Below are 1,947 nucleotides of genomic sequence, written 5' to 3'. Positions count from 1 at the left end.
TCGTGAGCATCTCCCGGGCCGTGGCCGACGGCGACGCCCCGGTGCTGGCCGCGACCCGCGGCGGCGTCGAGGGCCTGGTCCGCTCGCTCGGCAAGGAGCTGCGCGGCGGGTCCACGGCCAACGGCATCCAGCTCACGGGTGACGCGGCCGTCGACTCCGCCTCGGCCGTGGCGACGCTGCGGTTCTTCCTGTCGGCCAAGTCGGCCTACGTGGACGGCCAGCTCCTGCCCGTCGGCCCGTCCGACGCCGCAGGGCCGGTGGACTGGGAGGCCCCGCTGGCCGGACAGGTGGCCGTGGTCACCGGCGCCGCGCGGGGCATCGGCGCGGCGATCGCCCGGACGATGGCCCGGGACGGCGCCAAGGTCGTCGTGATCGACGTACCGCCCGCCGGCGAGTCCCTTGCGACCGTCGCGAACGAGATCGGGGGCGTCGCGCTGCAGCTCGACATCACCGCCGACGACGCCGCCGACAAGATCCTGGCCGCGACCAAGCCGCTCGGCGGCCTGGACATCCTGGTGCACAACGCCGGCATCACGCGCGACAAGCTGCTCGCCAACATGACGGCCGACAAGTGGGACCCGGTGATCGCCGTGAACCTCACGGCGCAGCTCCGGATCAACGAGCGCCTGCTCGCGGCCGGCGTCGAGGGCCTCCGGATCGTCTCCCTGGCCTCGACCACCGGCCTCGCCGGCAACCGCGGGCAGACCAACTACGGCTACACGAAGGCCGGCGTCATCGCGAACGCCGCCGCGGGCGCCCCCGTGCTGGCGGCCACCGGCGGCACGACGAACGCCGTCGCGCCCGGCTGGATCGAGACCGAGATGACCGCGAAGGTTCCGGCACTCACCCGCACCGTTGCGCGCCGGATGCCGTCGCTGGGCCAGGGCGGCCTGCCGGTCGACATCGCCGAGGCGATCTCGTTCCTCGCGTCCGCTCCGGCTGCCGGCATCAACGGGCAAACCCTGCGGGTGTGCGGTCAGCACATGGTGGGCAAGTGACCGTGCGACGAACGTACAGCGCGGTGGTCGCGCCGCAGGCGCCGGCGTCGTACCGCATGGCCGACCTGCCCGAGGTGCCGAAGCTGGGCGGGCTGTTCGCGAAGGGGGTCGCCGGGTCCGCCGGCAAGCGCCCGAAGGGCGAGGTCCGGCTGCCCGAGGTGACGTACCGCGTCGCGCGCGTGGCCACCGCGGGCGAGGCGGCGCACCTCGCGGCGTACCAGGACCTCCTGGGCGAGCCGTCGTCGGACGTGCTGCCCGCCGGGTTCCTGCACGTGCTCGCGTTCCCGGTGGCCACAGCCGTGATGGTGCGGGGTGACTTCCCGCTGCCGCTGCTCGGCATGGTGCACCTGCGGAACGTCGTGCGCGTGCTGCGGCCGGTGCGGCTGGGCGAGACCATCGAGGTGCGGGCGTGGGCGCAGGACGCCCGCGCGCACCGGCGCGGCGTCCAGGTGGACCTCGTCGCGGAGGTGCTGGTGGACGGCGACCTGGCCTACCAGGGCGTCTCGACCTACCTCGCCAAGGGCTTCACGGCGTCCGACGGCGCGGCTCCGGCCGACGAGTCCCCGCGCGAGGAGTGGACGGCACCCCTGCCGACCGCGCGCTGGAAGCTCGGCGCGGGGACCGGCCGGGCCTACGGGGCCGTGTCGGGCGACCAGAACCCGATCCACACGTCGAACCTGGGCGCCAAGGCGTTCGGGTTCCCGCGGACGATCGCGCACGGGATGTACTCCGCGGCTCGGGCGCTGGCCGAGGTCGGTCCCGCGCGGCGCGGGGAGGCGTACGAGTGGACCGTCGAGTTCTTCCGGCCGGTACTGCTGCCCGGGACGGTCGATGTGGCGATCCGGTACGCGACGGACGTCGCCGAGGGCGAGGCGGGCGCGGCCTCCGGGTTCGTGTACGACGGCTGGCGGTCCGGCAAGGACACCCGCCACTTCCGGGGCACGGTCCG

2 protein-coding genes are annotated in these 1,947 nt (G+C 74.6%); both read left to right on the top strand.

The window, feature by feature from the left end; translation table 11 throughout:
- Nucleotides 1–998: 3-oxoacyl-ACP reductase (locus tag PROKR_RS00035; RefSeq protein WP_036958664.1), on the top strand; the 998-nt coding region annotated here is incomplete at its 5' end.
- Between the two features lie 56 nt (nucleotides 999–1,054).
- Nucleotides 1,055–1,947 (top strand): MaoC family dehydratase (locus PROKR_RS00030; RefSeq protein ID WP_036958668.1); only part of this gene is annotated, 893 nt, incomplete at its 3' end.

Origin of the sequence: Promicromonospora kroppenstedtii DSM 19349 (genome assembly GCF_000515355.1) — a bacterium.
GTDB classification, from domain to species: domain Bacteria; phylum Actinomycetota; class Actinomycetes; order Actinomycetales; family Cellulomonadaceae; genus Promicromonospora; species Promicromonospora kroppenstedtii.
The sequence above is the reverse complement of the archived record's forward strand: the minus strand, read 5'-3'. Positions and strand labels throughout refer to the sequence as shown.